Source organism: Corynebacterium sp. Marseille-Q4381 (assembly GCF_036881695.1).
GTDB lineage: Bacteria > Actinomycetota > Actinomycetes > Mycobacteriales > Mycobacteriaceae > Corynebacterium.
Map to the genome: position 1 here is coordinate 239,503 of NZ_JBAJNR010000001.1, position 13,997 is coordinate 253,499.

Annotated in this window: 16 protein-coding genes; 8 read left to right on the forward strand and 8 right to left on the reverse strand. The window is 67.6% G+C overall.

What is annotated here, in order from left to right:
* Window positions 1-7: 7 nt before the first annotated feature.
* Both nrdR and V6D40_RS01225 read right to left on the reverse strand, forming a co-directional pair.
* Window positions 8-466, reverse strand: coding sequence for a transcriptional regulator NrdR (gene nrdR, locus V6D40_RS01220; protein WP_334288532.1), 459 nt, complete (start codon window positions 464-466; stop codon window positions 8-10).
* A gap of 10 nt (window positions 467-476) precedes the next feature.
* Window positions 477-800, reverse strand: a complete 324-nt coding sequence (locus V6D40_RS01225; RefSeq protein WP_334288533.1) for a hypothetical protein — start codon at window positions 798-800, stop codon at window positions 477-479.
* A gap of 189 nt (window positions 801-989) precedes the next feature.
* On the opposite strand from V6D40_RS01225, the gene lexA reads away from it, so the two are divergent.
* The 3 genes from lexA to V6D40_RS01240 are packed head-to-tail and all read left to right on the forward strand — an operon-like array spanning window position 990 to window position 2,783.
* The gene (gene lexA / locus V6D40_RS01230) at window positions 990-1,670 is read left to right on the forward strand and encodes a transcriptional repressor LexA (RefSeq protein ID WP_334288534.1); all 681 of its coding nucleotides are present in this window, start codon (window positions 990-992) and stop codon (window positions 1,668-1,670) included.
* Window positions 1,671-1,675: 5 nt separating this feature from the next.
* Window positions 1,676-2,464: a DeoR/GlpR family DNA-binding transcription regulator gene (locus V6D40_RS01235; RefSeq protein WP_334288535.1), complete on the forward strand. Its 789-nt coding sequence runs from the start codon at window positions 1,676-1,678 to the stop codon at window positions 2,462-2,464.
* A gap of 49 nt (window positions 2,465-2,513) precedes the next feature.
* Window positions 2,514-2,783, forward strand: a complete 270-nt coding sequence (locus V6D40_RS01240) for an HPr family phosphocarrier protein (RefSeq protein ID WP_334288536.1) — start codon at window positions 2,514-2,516, stop codon at window positions 2,781-2,783.
* Window positions 2,784-2,794: 11 nt separating this feature from the next.
* Here V6D40_RS01240 and V6D40_RS01245 read toward each other — a convergent pair whose 3' ends face one another.
* Together V6D40_RS01245 and V6D40_RS01250 are read right to left on the reverse strand one after the other, a co-directional pair.
* On the reverse strand, window positions 2,795-4,096 hold the full coding sequence (locus tag V6D40_RS01245; protein WP_334288537.1) for a uracil-xanthine permease family protein: 1,302 nt from the start codon (window positions 4,094-4,096) through the stop codon (window positions 2,795-2,797).
* Between the two features lie 35 nt (window positions 4,097-4,131).
* The gene (locus V6D40_RS01250) at window positions 4,132-5,232 is read right to left on the reverse strand and encodes an HNH endonuclease signature motif containing protein (protein ID WP_334288538.1); all 1,101 of its coding nucleotides are present in this window, start codon (window positions 5,230-5,232) and stop codon (window positions 4,132-4,134) included.
* Between the two features lie 118 nt (window positions 5,233-5,350).
* Between V6D40_RS01250 and nagB the strand changes: the two genes are divergently transcribed.
* Window positions 5,351-6,073, forward strand: a complete 723-nt coding sequence (nagB, locus tag V6D40_RS01255; protein WP_334288539.1) for a glucosamine-6-phosphate deaminase — start codon at window positions 5,351-5,353, stop codon at window positions 6,071-6,073.
* Here nagB and hflX read toward each other — a convergent pair.
* On the reverse strand, window positions 6,070-7,566 hold the full coding sequence (gene hflX, locus V6D40_RS01260) for a GTPase HflX (RefSeq protein WP_334288540.1): 1,497 nt from the start codon (window positions 7,564-7,566) through the stop codon (window positions 6,070-6,072). The genes nagB and hflX overlap by 4 nt on opposite strands.
* A gap of 105 nt (window positions 7,567-7,671) precedes the next feature.
* Between hflX and V6D40_RS01265 the strand changes: the two genes are divergently transcribed.
* Together V6D40_RS01265 and V6D40_RS01270 are read left to right on the forward strand one after the other, a co-directional pair.
* Window positions 7,672-8,439 (forward strand): hypothetical protein, encoded by a 768-nt coding sequence (locus V6D40_RS01265; RefSeq protein ID WP_334288541.1) that lies wholly within the window; start codon window positions 7,672-7,674, stop codon window positions 8,437-8,439.
* 15 nt (window positions 8,440-8,454) lie between these two features.
* Window positions 8,455-8,970 carry a hypothetical protein gene (locus tag V6D40_RS01270; protein WP_334288542.1) on the forward strand — a complete coding sequence of 172 codons (516 nt, stop codon included), beginning with the start codon at window positions 8,455-8,457 and terminating at the stop codon, window positions 8,968-8,970.
* Window positions 8,971-9,137: 167 nt separating this feature from the next.
* Here the strand turns inward: V6D40_RS01270 and dapF are convergent, their stop codons facing one another.
* The 3 genes from dapF to V6D40_RS01285 are packed head-to-tail and all read right to left on the reverse strand — an operon-like array spanning window position 9,138 to window position 11,457.
* A complete protein-coding gene (dapF, locus tag V6D40_RS01275) occupies window positions 9,138-9,995 on the reverse strand; it encodes a diaminopimelate epimerase (RefSeq protein ID WP_334288543.1) in 858 nt (285 codons plus the stop codon).
* Window positions 9,992-10,894 carry a tRNA (adenosine(37)-N6)-dimethylallyltransferase MiaA gene (gene miaA, locus V6D40_RS01280; protein ID WP_334288648.1) on the reverse strand — a complete coding sequence of 301 codons (903 nt, stop codon included), beginning with the start codon at window positions 10,892-10,894 and terminating at the stop codon, window positions 9,992-9,994. Before miaA ends, dapF begins: the two co-directional genes overlap by 4 nt.
* Complete coding sequence (locus V6D40_RS01285) at window positions 10,888-11,457, reverse strand: hypothetical protein (protein ID WP_334288544.1); 570 nt, start codon at window positions 11,455-11,457, stop codon at window positions 10,888-10,890. Before V6D40_RS01285 ends, miaA begins: the two co-directional genes overlap by 7 nt.
* A gap of 119 nt (window positions 11,458-11,576) precedes the next feature.
* On the opposite strand from V6D40_RS01285, the gene V6D40_RS01290 reads away from it, so the two are divergent.
* Window positions 11,577-12,899 (forward strand): DUF349 domain-containing protein, encoded by a 1,323-nt coding sequence (locus V6D40_RS01290; protein ID WP_334288545.1) that lies wholly within the window; start codon window positions 11,577-11,579, stop codon window positions 12,897-12,899.
* On the forward strand, window positions 12,899-13,996 hold the full coding sequence (locus V6D40_RS01295) for a GNAT family N-acetyltransferase (RefSeq protein WP_334288546.1): 1,098 nt from the start codon (window positions 12,899-12,901) through the stop codon (window positions 13,994-13,996). The genes V6D40_RS01290 and V6D40_RS01295 overlap by 1 nt, the downstream gene beginning before the upstream one ends.
* Window position 13,997: the final 1 nt, after the last annotated feature.

Sequence of the window (13,997 nt, forward strand, 5' to 3'; positions counted from 1 at the left end):
CCGGGCGCTAGAATTCCGAACGGTCGCGCCTGCGCATGAGGCGGATCTCGGACTCGAAATCGTCCGCGCTTTCGAACGACTTGTACACGGAGGCGAAGCGCAGGTACGCCACCTCGTCGAGCGCGCGCAGCGGTTCAAGCACCGCGAGGCCGATCTGGTTCGCCGGCACCTGCGAGCTGCCTTGAGCGCGCACCGTCTCCTCAACTTGCTGCGCGAGGCGCTTCAGCGCGTCGTCGGACACGTCGCGGCCCTGGCAGGCGCGACGCACACCCAGGATAAGTTTGTCGCGGTCGAACGGCTCGCTGACCCCGTTGCGCTTGACCACTGTCAGCACGGCTTTCTCCACCGTGGTGAAGCGCCCCCCGCACTCCGTGCACTCGCGGCGTCTACGGATCGCGGCGCCGCCTTCCACCGTGCGCGAATCGGTCACGCGCGACTGCTCATGATGGCAGAACGGGCAAAACATGACCTCTATCCTAGCGCGCCGCTTCCAAGACGCTGCTGGGTTGAACCGGCGCATCCCCCGCGCCGAACGCGCCGCCGAAGAGCGACCCGGCGATCAGCGCCGCCGCCATCAGCCCGCCGAGGGCGAGATTATCGCGACGCTCGCGACCCGGTTCGAACCCGTCGTGCTGCGGAAGAGCGCGGCCACCGGCAGGGGCAGCCGTTCGCTCCGCCGTTCGATTCGCGGGCGCTAACGTTCGAACAACGGCACGTTCGCCCGTGCGGGAACTCCCGCGGTTGACGTCCCAAACCTCCGACGCCGGTGCGCCGCCGTACGGGTAAATCATGGTGGTCATTGCTTATCTCCTCTCATTCAACTGGGCCAAATACTAACTGCCCGCCCAACACGGGCGCCGGTTCGTACGCTCACCTGTTCTAACGCCCACATGTTCGATTTATAGCACACCGGTGGAGAATATCGAACACACTTGCTTAGCGTGGTAGCTTCGTCGATAAGCAACTGCCCCAACGTCCAAGGAGAACGCATGCCGCGCAAGAAGGCGGACCCGAACGAACTCGACATGAGCGCTCTCTCCGAGCGCCAGCGCCGCATTCTGCAGGTAATCCAGGACGCGGTCGTGCTGCGCGGCTACCCGCCAAGCATCCGCGAGATCGGCGACGCGGCGGGCCTGCAGTCCACCTCCTCGGTGGCGTACCAGCTTAAAGAGCTGGAGAAGAAGGGGTTCCTGCGCCGCGACCCGAACAAACCTCGCGCCGTGGACCTGCGCCACCTGCCGGAACCCGTGAAACGAAAGAAGGCGGCCCCCGCCGAAACCCCGGAAGAGGCGTCGAGCCCGCGGTTTGTTCCGGTTGTCGGGCAGATTGCCGCGGGAGCGCCGATCCTGGCGGAGGAGAACGTCGAGACGTACTACCCGCTGCCGGATGAGCTGCTCGGGGACGGTGACGTGTTCATGCTCAAAGTCGTCGGCGATTCCATGATCGACGCGGCGATTCTCGACGGCGACTGGCTAGTCGTGCGATCGCAGCCGGTGGCTGAAGAAGGCCAAATTGTCGCCGCGCTGATCGACGGCGAAGCGACGGCGAAAGTGTTCCACAAGGACGCGACGGGCGTGTGGCTTCTTCCGCGCAACGAGGCCTTCTCCCCTATTAAGGGCGACGACGCCGAGATTATGGGCCTCGTCGTGTCTGTCTTCCGAGCACTGTAGCAGCGATGCAGGCCGAGGAACGCCGCCGCCAAATCGCCGCGCTGACCGCCGTTGAGGGGCGGGTGAGCGTTGCGGAGCTTGCTGAGCGCTTCGACGTCACCGCTGAAACAATTCGGCGGGACTTGGCCGCGTTGAACGACGAAGGGGTGGTCCAGCGCGTCCACGGGGGTGCGGTGGCGAGCCAGGGATATATGACGTCCGAGTTTCCGCTGGCTGCGCGGTTGCGCTCTGCGCTTGATGCGAAGGAGGCGATCGCGAGGGCGGCAGCGGCGTTTTTGCCTTCGGAGCCCGGCAAGTCAATTTTTCTGGATTCGGGCACGACGATCAGCGCGTTGGCGCAGCGGATAGCGTTCCTGCCGGAGGCGAGTTCGTGGTCGATTGTGACGAACTCGCTGCCGGCGGCGCTGGAGCTCGCCGAAGCCGGCGTCGGCGACGTGCAGCTTCTCGGCGGGACGGTGCGGGCCATTGCGCAGGCGGTCGTGGGTGACACGGCGCTGCGGACGCTTGCGCTTTTGCGTGCCGACGTCGCGTTTGTCGGCACCAACGCCCTCACAGTGGACCACGGCCTATCCACCGCCGACGCGCACGAAGCCGCGGTGAAGGCTGCGATGGTAACCAACGCGCGCCGCGTGGTGGTGCTGTGCGACTCGACGAAGCTCGGCAACGACTACCTGGTGAGTTTCGCCCCGCTCGACGCGGTGGACGTGGTGGTGACTGACTGGGGTGCTCCGCAGTCCTTGGTCGCCGATCTTGAGAGGCACGGGGTCAATGTCGTCATCGCCGACAGTCTCTAGACTGGTTGTCACTGCAACTGATGTTCGCGCACAACGAAAGGACCCCATCATGGCTTCCAAGACGGTGAAGGTTGGCTCCCACGTGGGCCTGCACGCGCGCCCAGCGACCGTTATCGCCGACGCCGCGGGCGAGTACGACGACGAAGTCATTCTCTCGCTTGTCGGAGGCGACGATGAGGACGAAACGGATGCCGCCTCAGCGCTGATGATCATGGCGATGGGCGCCGAATTCGGCGACGAGGTCACCGTCACCTCCGACAACCCGAAGGCCGTCGAGTCGATCGCGGCGCTGATCGAGCGGAACTTGGACGACGCTTAGGAGGGCGTCGTTTAGCGGTACTGCCCCTCGCCGATGGTGTCGTAGATCCAGCGCATGATCGGGTACACCACGATGATCCCGACGGAGCCCAACGCGATGCCTTCAAGGGCAACCTGGCCGGCGTGCAGCGTGAGGTTGCCGATACCCACGATCAGCGCCACCGCCGCAGCAGTGAGGTTCACCGGATCGGTGAAGTCGACGCGGTTGTCCTGCCAGATGCGAACGCCCAGCATGCCGATCAGCCCGTAGAGCACCAGGCAGGCGCCGCCGAGCACGCCCGCTGGAATGGTGAAAATAACGGCGCCGAACTTCGGGATGAACGCCAATACGATCGCGAACACCGCCGCGACCCAATAGGCGGCCGTGGAATACACCTTCGTCGCCGCCATCACGCCGATGTTTTCGGCGTAGGTCGTGGTGCCGGAGCCGCCGAAACCGCCGGCGAGTGTGGTCGCGATGCCGTCGCCAATCAGCGCTTTGCCCTGCAGGGAGTCGAGGTCGCGGTGGGTCATCTCGGACACCGCCTTGACGTGACCGACGTTTTCGGCGATGAGCACCACCAGCACGGGCAGCGTCACCAGCACAGCCGAAAGGCGGAACTCCGGCGTGTGGAAGGCGGGCAAGCCCACCCAGGGGGCGGCGCCGATGGTGTCTAAGGCGGCGTCGTCAAGACCGCCCGTCAGGGCGGCGAAAACCCAACCGACAACCACTCCGATGAGGATGGACAGCCTGGACGCCATCCCGCGCGCGGCAACGGTGACCAGAACGATGGTCACAAGCGTGACGCCGGCGACCGCCGGCTGCGTCTCCACGTTCGCCACAGCCGTCGGGGCGAGGTTGAAACCGATGAGCGCCACGATCGCGCCGGTGACCACGGGCGGCATGACGGCGTCGATGACGCGCTTGCCGGCGGCCTGGACGATCACGCCGACGAGGATGAGCGCCAGGCCGGTGATCAGCACGCCGCCGAGCTGCGCACCCATCCCGTACTGCTGCGAGGCAGTCAGCGGGGCGATGAACGCGAACGACGAACCGAGGTAGCTCGGCAGCTTGTTCTTTGTCAGCAGCAGGAAGATGATCGTGCCGAGGCCGGAGAAGAGCAGCGTGGTGTTGACCGGGAACCCGGTCAGGGTGGGCACGAGGAGCGTGGCGCCGAACATAGCGACCACGTGCTGCATGCCGATGCCGATCGTGCGCGGCCAGGAGAGCCGCTCATCCGGGGCGACGACGGCACCGGGGCTCACCCGTTTGCCGTCGCCGTGCAGCGTCCAACCAAATCGTGTCGTATCGGGAGTGCGGGGCGTTTCATTCACGGGGAGCCATTATCGCACCCGAGCGGCGCAATCTCCTACCCCGCGGGCACGCGCGGTCCGAACAGGAGCTCCATCGCGCCGGGGCGGTTGGCGGGTAGAAGGTGCCCGGTCCAGGTTCGGTAGGCCGGCCCGCCGCGGTTCATCACGATGCGACCGGCCCGCCGCCGTCGTTTCTGCCAGCCGGGACTCGCATCATCGGGGTCGTCGTTGTTGATGCGGTTGTGGTACGAGCACAGCACCGCCAGGTTCGAAATGTTCGTCTCGCCGCCGTGTTTCCACGCAGTTACGTGGTGCGTTTCGCAGTGGTCGGCCGGCAACCGGCACCCGGGTACCGCGCAACCGGGCGACACCAGCGCGGCTAAGGTGCGCTGCTTGGTGTTGGCGCGGCGCTGGGTGCGGTACAAGTTCACTGCGCCGTGCTCGGGGTGGAACAGCGCCACCTGGAGATCGCAAGCGTGGTGCAAAGCCAGGTATTGGGCGCCGGTGATTGAGGTGCCGTCGGTAAGCATGAGCTCCGTGTCGTCGCCTGCGCCCTGCAGAATAGCTACGTGCTTATCCAGCGGCACCAGCACGCAGGGCTGCGGCGCAGCTGGCGCGATGCCGCCGCCTGAGTTCTCGAACAACGACCAGAACTTCTCCTCCATCTGCGGCCCCGCGGGTTGACCGGGGTCGAGACCTTCACGCAGGCGGTGCTCAAGATCGGCGAGGCGCCGCTCGTCCGAACCAATGTGGAACCCGCGGGTGCCGCACCGGGAGCGGGTGAACGAAGCCTGCTTCTTGTACGGCTTCTCCTCAACCGGAACGAGTTCTTTCGCGCGCTGCTGCAAATACTTGTACGAGCGGCGCGACTGGAGCAGCTCCACCCGCAGCGCGGCGCGTTCAGCAGCATCAGCGACGAGCTTGAGCTTCTTCTCAATGAGCACCAGCTGATCGAGCGGGAACCGGCCCGCACGCGCCAGCGACACCGCCTGACGCTGCAGCCGCACGTACCGCGTGGGCCCGAAGTACGCGTTGTGCACCGCCTCCCAGTCCCCCGCGGTCGACGAAGAAATGCCGGCGGCAAGCGCCGCGCCGCGGTCGAAGCCCTCGAGGGCATCGACCGTCAACGCGGCGATCATGCTGGCAAACGGGGTCATGGCCAAGACGCTAGAGGCGCAACAACACCAAGTAAAGGGCCCCCTCCGAAATTGTGGATAACCCCGCCGCCGCGCCGAAATCTTCTCCACAATGCGCAGCTGAAGTACATTACTCCACATGGAAATTCTGATCCGCAGCACCAAAGAAGAAGTCGGCGCCGCCGCAGCCGACCTACTGGAGCCCACGGTTCGGGCGGGAGGAGTGCTCGGCTTAGCGACGGGCTCCACCCCCACCCCGACCTACCGAGAGCTCACCCGCCGCCACGTGGAAGAGGGCCTGAGTTTCGGGAACTGCAAAGCGTTTTTGCTGGACGAGTACTACGGCTTACCCGCAACCCACCCCGAGTCGTACTACGCGACGATCCGGCGCGAACTAACCAGCCACATCGACATCGCGGACGCTGACGTGCATTCTCTCGACGGCACCGCGGCAGACGCGGAGGCCGCGGCTGCGGCGTACGAGCGCGCGATCGCTGCCGCCGGCGGCGTCGACCACCAAATCTTGGGCATCGGGGCCAACGGCCACATCGCCTTCAACGAGCCGGGCAGCCCCCTCGATTCGCGCACCCGCGTCATCGACCTGCACCCGCAGACGATCGCGGACAACGCCCGCTTCTTCGACAGCGAGGGGGAAGTGCCGCGCCGCGCACTGACCCAGGGCATCGGCACCATTATGGAGGCCAAGCGCATTGTGCTCATCGCCACCGGCGAAAACAAGGCCGATGCGGTGCGCGCGCTCATCGAGGGCCCGGTCACCGAGGACTGCCCCGCCAGCGCGCTGCAGCGCCACGAGAACGTCGCGGTCATCCTGGACGAGGCGGCAGCCAGCAAGCTCGTCTAAGGGGAGACGACGAACTCGCGGTGTTGGTCGGCGAGGATGCGGGGCAGGCGGACGTCGATAAGCGTGCCGTGCTCCTCGTAGCTTTCTGAACGCACGGTGCCGTGCTCGTGCAGCAGTGACACGACGTCGCCGCGCGTGAAGGGCACCAACATCGTCACGTGCTCATCGAGGGTGTTGAGGAACATCTCGATCTTCGCCTCGAGCTCGCTAATCCCCTCGCCTGTGAGCGCGGAGACGAAGACGACGTCGCGGCCGGTGCGGTCGAACGCGTGGCGCAGCTCAGCGAGCACGACCGGATCCGCCTCGTCGATCTTGTTCACCACCACGATTTCCGGCGGCAGCGTCTCGCCCGTGTCGCGCGTGATCTCGGCGAGCACCTCGCCCACCGCCTCGATTTGCTTCAGCGGGAACGGGTCCGAGCCATCGACGACGTGCAGCACGAGGTCCGCGCCGGCGACCTCCTCGAGCGTCGATTTGAACGCCTCGACGAGCTGGGTCGGAAGGTGGCGCACGAAGCCGACGGTGTCGGTGAGGACGACGGTGCGGCCGTCGGCAAGCTGAGCTTTTCTTGTCGACGGGTCCAACGTCGCAAACAGCGCGTCCTCCACCAGCACACCCGCATCGGTCATGGCGTTGATCAGCGAGGACTTGCCGGCGTTGGTGTAGCCCGCGATCGCGATCTTCGGCGTGGCCGATCGCGCGCGCTGCGCGCGTTTCACCTCGCGCGACGTCTGCATGGCGCGCAGCTGGTGGCGCAGCTTCGCCATCTCCGTGCGCAGGCGCCGGCGGTCCGCCTCGATGCGCGTCTCACCAGGGCCGCGCAGGCCCACGCCGCCGTTCGAACCGGCGCGTCCACCCGCCTGGCGCGACAGGTTGCCGCCCCAGCCGCGGGTGCGCGTGTAGAGGTACTCCATCTGCGCGAGGCTGACTTGCGCTTTACCCTCGCGGCTTTTCGCGTGCTGGGCGAAAATGTCCAAAATGAGCATCGTCCGGTCGATGACCTTGATGTTCAGCGCCTCCTCCAGCGCCACCATCTGGCCGGGCGAGAGCTCGCCGTCGAAGACCACGGTGTCGGCGCCGGTCGCCTGCACGATCTCGCCGAGCTCCTTGACCTTGCCGGAGCCGATGTAGGTGCCCGGGTCCGGCTTGTCGCGCTTTTGGTACAGGATGTCGAGCACCTCGGCGCCGGCCGTTTCCGCCAGCGCGGCAAGCTCGAGCATGTTCGCCTCCATCTCGGCGGTGGTGCCCTCCGTCCACGCGCCGACAAGGATAACCTGCTCAAGGCGCAGCTTGCGGTACTCGACCTCGAAACCGTCTTGCTGCTCCTCGGCGCGGATGTCGGTGCCGCGGGTGAGGCGGCGCAGCGCGTTGCGGTCCTCGAGGTCGAGGGCGCCGGTGGTTGGGTCCGCACCCGGCTGCGGGGCGTTGTGCCTAAACGCGCGGGCGAGCAGCTCGTCGTGGGCGTCGTTGGCGTCGTGGGTTGTCTGAGTCATTCAGTCCTTATGTTCTTTGGCGGTTCACGATTCTTCCTACCCCATCTAACCCGCGCCTGCCCGCTTTTCTTCCGCCGGGGTGGGCGGGAGGTAGGATACGGCCGTATGAGCGAAACTCTGGTCACGGACCTTGCTGCTATCGGCCTCGGCTTTACGCGTTGGCAGGACGCGGTGGAGGCGGCGATCGCCTCCAACAGGCTCGCTGTCACCGGCGAGGTCCGCGGCGGCCAGCTGATCCAGTACTCCGACCCGTCGGGCGCGCAGCTGAACATCCTGGCGGTCGAACCGTTCGCAACGTTCGCGGGCTTCGAGTCCATCACGCGCACCTACGCGCACATCACGCCGCTGAGCGACGTCGTCGCGCTCGCCGACATCATCGATCCCCACGGCAACACCATTGCTTCAGTCACGGTGAACCTCGCGCAGGAGCCGTTGCTTGTCGACGAAGCGCCCCTCCAATGGCAAGAGCTCTCGCTGACCGCCCTCATGCTGTCGGTAGAGGTGCACGACTCGGTCGACGCGTACTTGGCGGATCACCCGGGTGAGGTTGTGGGTGAGGTGCGCTCTGGGGGTGCGGAGGGCATCGCTAAGCGTGCTCCTCAAGCCCCTGATGCGAGCGCCGAGTTTTCTGCGCGCGTGCTGGAGGCGGAGTTCCGCACCTCGCAGCTGACCGGGCAGCGTTTTGTGCACGCGACGGTGGACGCGGCGTTCCCGTTCGACGTGTGCCTGCCCGAAGGGTTGCTGCCGGACGGCGAGTTGCCGGCGCACAACAGCGTGATCTCCGGGTCTGCCCTGCTCGTGGGGTCCATCCCCACGCCTGCCGGCGGCGGCTGCGGCGGTTGCGGCGGGTCTTGCGGATGCGGCGGGCACTAGGCTAGGCGGGCTCTAGTGAACGCATCCGACCGCGACTTAACCCGCGCCCTTGTCGGCGCGCTCACGCTCGCGGCCGTGGTCATGCTCGTGGTGCTGCTGCGCCTGCCCGGGCTTTTACTGTCGGTGCTGCTGGTCGTGGGCGTGCTGGTGTTTTTCCGCATGCACCAGACGACCCCCGAAGTCGCCGCGATGCGCGCGAGCCTGAGTTACGCGCGCGACGACATCTGCGAGGTGCTCGACGCCTACGACCAGCTCCAAAACGGCGCGAGCGCGGCCGACATCGCCGACCGCACCCTGCACTACCCCGCCCTAGCGAACCCGGACAACTCCGTACCGGAGGTCAACGAGTTCCTGCTGCGCGCTTCGTCTGCGCGCCGTTTTCTTTCGCGCATCGACACGTATTTAGAGGACCCCACCGTCGACCGCGCGCAGCTCGAACGCCTGATCAGCGTCGCCGACCAGCGCGCCTTCGAGCTGCAGAGCGCGTGGGACGAGGCGCGCCGGGCCGCCAAGCAGATCGGCCCGGGTTAGGGCTCGCGGTTTGGTGTTGGGCGCTGCAGGCCCAGCTCGGTGATAGCGGGTAACTCGCGCTGGGTTTTGCGTTCCCGCTGGTCGCAGGGAGCCGGGTTGCGAGTTACCCGCTATCAACGCGTGGGGCTGTAGCTCCCACGGTTTCGGGGTGGTGGCGACCTGCGATTTTACCCCTCGTCGATACGGTGTTTTCCGTTGGGAGCTACAGGATCGGCGAGCTCGCCGCGGGCGACGATGGTGGACGGGCCGGTCATGACAGCGCGGGTAATGCCGTCATCCTCGGCGATCGCGACGTCGATGGCGCCGCCGGGGACGTTGACGGTGACGGTGCCGGTGGCGGTGCCGGAGGTAAGCGCGGCGTCGGCAAGCGCTGCTTGCGCGGCGGCGACGGTGCCGGTGCCGCAGGAGCGGGTCTCCCCCACGCCGCGCTCCCACACGCGCATGTGGACCTCGCCGTCGGAAAGCTCGGTCAGCACCTCCACGTTGACGCCCTCCGGGAAGAAGTCGTGGTCGAACGACGGCTGCGTGAACTCGAGCGCCGCCAGCTCCTCAGCAGTCAGCCCCGGGATGACGCACGCGAGGTGCGGGTTGCCCACGTCGACGCCGATCCCGGCGAACTCGAAATCGCCCATCGAAGCAGTGGACACGCCCGTCACGTCCACAGCGCCCATGCCGACCGACACAACCGCGTGCGTCGGCGTGGCCTCAAGCACGCGGATCGTCTTCACACCGGCGCGGGTGTCCACGTCAAACTCAGAGGCCGTTTCCAACCCCTCGGCCACCAACACGTGGGCGAAGGCGCGGATGCCGTTGCCGCACATCTCAGCGACGGAGCCGTCGGCGTTGCGGTAATCCATGAACCAGACACCGCCTCGCCGAACGACACGCAGCAAACCGTCGCCGCCGATGCCGGCGCGGCGGTCGCACAGAAACGCGACCTGCGAAGGTGAAAGCGTCAGCTCGTCGTCGACGTCGACGACAACAACAAAGTCGTTTTCGGTGGCGTGGGCTTTGATGAACTTCACGAAAGGGAGTGTAGCGCGGCGTCGACAAGCAATGGCTCCCACGCGTCCAGCCACTGCACCCGCGGGTCCCGATTGAACCACGAGCGTTGGCGGCGCACGTAGCGGCGTGTGCCGGTGATGGTTTGCTCGTGGGCGTCGGCAAGCGAAAGCTCCCCCTCGAGATGCGCCAGCACCTGCGCGTAGCCGATCGCTCGCCCCGCGGTGGAATCGCGCGTCAGGCCCGCGTCAACCAGCCCGCGCACCTCGTCGACGAAGCCCGCCCCGAACATTTGCCGCGTGCGCAGCTCGATGCGCGGGTTCAGCCACGCGGCATCCGTGCGAAGCCCCACAATCCGCGTGCCCCAGCGCGGCGGCGCGTCCTTCGGCGGCTGCGACGCCTGAAACGGCCGACCCGTCAGCGCAATGACCTCCAGCGCGCGCACGGTGCGCCGCGGGTCCTTGTCCTCGATGACCCGCGCCGCCGCCGGATCCACCTGCGCAAGCTCCGCGTGCAGCGCGTCGACGCCGATCGACGCAAGCCGCGCCTCGTAGCGCGCGCGGACGGCGGGGTCGGTGGGGGGAAACGACCAGTCGTCGATAAGCGACTGCACGTACAGCATCGAACCCCCAACCAGGATGGGGACCTTGCCCCGCGCGGCGATCTCCTCCACCGCGGCGACCGCGCGCCGCTGGTAATCGGCGACACTCGCGGTGCGCGTGACGTCCCAAATGTCCAGCAGGTGGTGCGGGATGCCGCCGCGCTCTTCCGGCGCAAGCTTTGCCGTGCCGATGTCCATCCCGCGGTAGAGCTGCATCGAATCGACGTTGACCACCTCGCCGCCGAGCTCCTGCGCGAGCGCGATGCCGAGGGCGGATTTGCCGCTCGCCGTCGGCCCGACCACCGCTACCGGCGCTACCACTGCCACACCCCCACGTACCTACCGACACCGAGCGTCGCGTCGGAGGCGATCAACTCAGCGCGCTTCGGCGTAAGCTGCGCAAGCTCGCGCCAGAGCAGTTGCTTATCGACGCCCCCCTCAAGCCCCCCAAGCGCCCCTCCGGCGATGAACCGCTCGAGTCCCTCGTGCGTAGCTTGCGCGCCGGGCTGGAGCGCGAGCGGCGCGCGCGCTGTGAGACCCGCGGGGCCGTCGACGACCACGATCGTGAGCGCGTCCGGGTCAAGGGGTTCGACGTGCTCGCGCGTTTCGCGGTACTCGCGGTCGCCTGCGACGTAGCGCGCCAGCAGCTCGCCGAGGTAGTTGCCGCCGCCGACGGTGACGTGCGGCGCGCCCCACGCGTGGAAGCTACCGGTGTGGGCGGTGTACGACGCCTCGTCGAGCGTGGTGACGATGTCCACGGGGCCGCGATGCGCTCGGGCCGCCTCGCGCGCGGCGGCGAGCAGCCGCGCCGATGCCTCGTCGGCGGGCGCGAGTTCGGGCACCAGCGCCGGCGAGCCGGGCATGATCAAAACGGTCGCACTCATCGCCCCCACCCTAGTCAGGGAAATGCTGCACCGGCGCTACCGCTGCGCGCTAAGCTAAATCGATACTGGCAGCCGCGTCGCGCGGCACTGAAGAGACGAAGCGAAAGGATGCGCGTCCCATGACCCACCCGAACGAGGACAACCGCCCCACCCCGAAGCCCGGCCCCAAGCCGGGTCCGAAACCGGGCCCGCGCCCTGGGGCCACCCCGGCACCGGCGCCGCGCGAGACGCCTGCGAAGTTCGGGCGTATCGACGACAACGGCACCGTCTTCGTCACCCGCGGCGGCGTGGAGCGCGAGATTGGTTCATGGCAGGCGGGTACGCCGCAGGAGGGTCTCGCCCACTACGGCCAGCGCTTCGACGACATTGTTACCGAGGTGCAGCTTCTGGAGACGCGCCTGGCGGCGAACCCGGAGGACGCGTCCCAGATCAGCAAAACCGCAACGGCGCTGCGCGACTCGCTCGCTGACGCCGCCGCGATCGGCGACTTCGACGCCCTCGAGGCGCGCCTGAACAAGGTCATCGCCGACACGGACGAGGCCGGCGCCCGCGCCAAGGAAGCGAAGGCGGCCCGCCGCGCCGAAGCGATCGCGCGCAAGGAAACCCTCGCCGCCGAGGCCGAGGACCTGGCCGAGAACTCCACCGACTGGAAGGCCGCGGGCGACCGGATTCGCGACATCCTCGAGGAGTGGCGCACCATCCGCGGCATCGACCGCAAGACCGACGACGCGCTGTGGAAGCGCTACTCCCGCGCCCGCGACAGCTTCAACCGCCGCCGCGGCGCCCACTTCGCCGAGCTCGACCGCGGCCGCGCGCAGGCGAAGCAGGTCAAGGAGGACCTCGTCGCCCGCGCCGAAGCCATCAAGGACTCCACCGAGTGGAACGAGACCGCCCGCGCTTTCCGCGACCTGATGCAGGAGTGGAAGGCCGCCGGCCGCGCCCCGCGCGACGTGGACGACAAGCTGTGGGAGCGGTTCCGCGCCGCCCAGGACCACTTCTTCGACGCGCGAAACGCCGTCAACGCCGAGCGTGACCGCGAGTTCGAGGCGAACGCCCAGGCCAAGGACGCGCTGCTCGCCGAATACGATTCGCTGATCGACCCAGCGGCCGGCCTCGGCGCCGCCAAGGCAAAGCTGCGCGAGCTGCAGGACAAGTGGGAAGAGATCGGCTTCGTCCCGCGCGGCAAAGTGCGCGAGTACGAGGACAAGATTGCCAAGATCGAGCGCCGCGTGTCCGACGCTGAGGATTCCCGCTGGCGCCGCTCCGACCCTGCCGCCCAGGACAAGGTGAACCAGTTCCAGGCCCGCGCCGACGAGTTCACCGCGCAGGCCAACGCCGCCGAGGCGTCCGGCAACGCCAAGAAGGCCGCCGAGCTGCGCGAGCAGGCGAAGCAGTGGCAGGAGTTCGCCGACGTCGCCGCGAAGGCCGCAAACGAGCGCTAGTGCCCGCACTGCACTTTGTCCCCGGTGCCGCCGACTTCAACGAGGCAGTCACCGGGGCGTACGCCTTTTCGGCCACGCTCGCGATCCAAGACATCACCGGCCTGGCCACCTCTGGGGTGACGCCGTCGCACATTGCGAAACGCCTCGAGGGCTCCGCGGAATCCGAGGCGCTGCTGTTCGCGCTCACCAGCCGCACCGCGCCGCGCCCGCTCGGCCCACTCGGCTACCCGCAGCTCACTCCCGACGACCTCCTCGATATCGACGCGTGGGTCTTCGTCTCGCTGCCCCTCCTTGAAGACCTCTCGGTACTCGAAGCCAACGTCACCCTCGACGCGGCCATCGCACCGCTGCCCGGCGAACCGGTTCCGGATTCACCCTGGCAGGAAGCATTCTTGCTTATCGACGCCCTGTCACACTCCCTCCACCGCCCCACCCGCCAACTGTGGGTCACGCACTCCCCCGGCGAATGGACCCCACCTGGCGCCCTCGAACGCGGGTACGCTGCGGCGTTCCGCGAAGATCAAGCGGTGTTCGACGCTGACGCGGCGCTCGCGCTGCCTGCGCATCCCCACCGCATCGACGTGTTCGAGGGCCCCGGGTTCGCGGGCTTCACCGCGCCCGCTACGTCGCTCAGCGACGACGCCGCCCAGTTCGCGAACCTGCTCACCTCCGCCTCCCGCGACTACCCACGCGGCGACCTCGTGATGGACACCATCACGTGGGACCTGCAGAGGATCATCGACGCCGGTGAGCGCCTGGGCGACCGCGGCGGCCGGCAGCTCACCGGCGTGTGCCGCGCACGCACGGCAGACGGGGCCGAGACGATCGTTGGGCTTTGCGAGGCCGTCCACTACACCTCCGACGCCGACACCGTTTGCGAGCTTGGCCTCATCTACGTCCTCCCCGAGTACCGCGGCCGCGGCATCGGTGAGGCGCTCATCCGCGAAACGATCGCGGCCGCCCGCGCACGCTGGGAAAAGCTGGACACGGTGTACCTCTCCTACCCCGCCGACATCGCGGCGGCGCAGAGCATCGCCGCATCGCTTCACGCGGACACGGTTTCCTCCACCACCGCCTGGCAGCGACGAGGTACGTAAC

Excerpts from the sequence above, each read along its gene's own strand:
- nrdR (WP_334288532.1), bottom strand. The coding sequence starts at position 466 with ATGTTTTGCCCGTTCTGCCATCATGAGCAGTCGCGCGTGACCGATTCG.
- V6D40_RS01225 (WP_334288533.1), bottom strand. The coding sequence starts at position 800 with ATGACCACCATGATTTACCCGTACGGCGGCGCACCGGCGTCGGAGGTT.
- lexA (WP_334288534.1), top strand. The coding sequence starts at position 990 with ATGCCGCGCAAGAAGGCGGACCCGAACGAACTCGACATGAGCGCTCTC.
- V6D40_RS01235 (WP_334288535.1), top strand. The coding sequence starts at position 1,676 with ATGCAGGCCGAGGAACGCCGCCGCCAAATCGCCGCGCTGACCGCCGTT.
- V6D40_RS01240 (WP_334288536.1), top strand. The coding sequence starts at position 2,514 with ATGGCTTCCAAGACGGTGAAGGTTGGCTCCCACGTGGGCCTGCACGCG.
- V6D40_RS01250 (WP_334288538.1), bottom strand. The coding sequence starts at position 5,232 with ATGACCCCGTTTGCCAGCATGATCGCCGCGTTGACGGTCGATGCCCTC.
- nagB (WP_334288539.1), top strand. The coding sequence starts at position 5,351 with ATGGAAATTCTGATCCGCAGCACCAAAGAAGAAGTCGGCGCCGCCGCA.
- hflX (WP_334288540.1), bottom strand. The coding sequence starts at position 7,566 with ATGACTCAGACAACCCACGACGCCAACGACGCCCACGACGAGCTGCTC.
- V6D40_RS01265 (WP_334288541.1), top strand. The coding sequence starts at position 7,672 with ATGAGCGAAACTCTGGTCACGGACCTTGCTGCTATCGGCCTCGGCTTT.
- V6D40_RS01285 (WP_334288544.1), bottom strand. The coding sequence starts at position 11,457 with ATGAGTGCGACCGTTTTGATCATGCCCGGCTCGCCGGCGCTGGTGCCC.
- V6D40_RS01290 (WP_334288545.1), top strand. The coding sequence starts at position 11,577 with ATGACCCACCCGAACGAGGACAACCGCCCCACCCCGAAGCCCGGCCCC.